Origin of the sequence: Ensifer sp. ENS11 (genome assembly GCF_014851895.1) — a bacterium.
GTDB lineage: Bacteria > Pseudomonadota > Alphaproteobacteria > Rhizobiales > Rhizobiaceae > Ensifer > Ensifer canadensis.
In genome coordinates, this window is record NZ_JACVAN010000075.1 from 1 (window position 1) to 413 (window position 413).

Here is a 413-nt window from a genome sequence, read left to right on the forward strand (position 1 = left end):
TTGCCGTTGGTGATCGAGACGGTTGGGGCTGTAGCTCAGCTGGGAGAGCACCTGCTTTGCAAGCAGGGGGTCAGCGGTTCGATCCCGCTCAGCTCCACCATTCGATTGGTGTTGAACTGGCGGAAAGGTATCCTTGGAGAAATAAAAGTTTGCATCGGCTTTTAGGAGGTTGATGCCTGTTCTGATTACATTGTGAAGAGAAGATATGTCTGGAAGCTTCCAGGTGTTGAAGATGGTCGAAAGATCGTTGGAGATGTCCGAGCCCAGTCCTTATGAAACCATGGAAGGTCTAGCCGACCGGATATGGAAGAGGGGCTGGAGGTAGGAAGGAAGCTTGTCTTATGGGCATGATCATTGTTTGGGTGTTCTTCGGAGCGCCCTTCTGGTGTTCGTGCCTGATTGGTGTTGCCTGA

The 413-nt window shown here is 51.6% G+C and carries 1 tRNA gene; it reads left to right on the top strand.

Features of this window, described 5'->3' with window-relative positions:
• The first annotated feature begins 24 nt into the window (after positions 1 to 24).
• A tRNA-Ala gene (locus IB264_RS34285) sits at positions 25 to 100 on the top strand.
• The last annotated feature ends 313 nt before the right edge of the window (positions 101 to 413 follow it).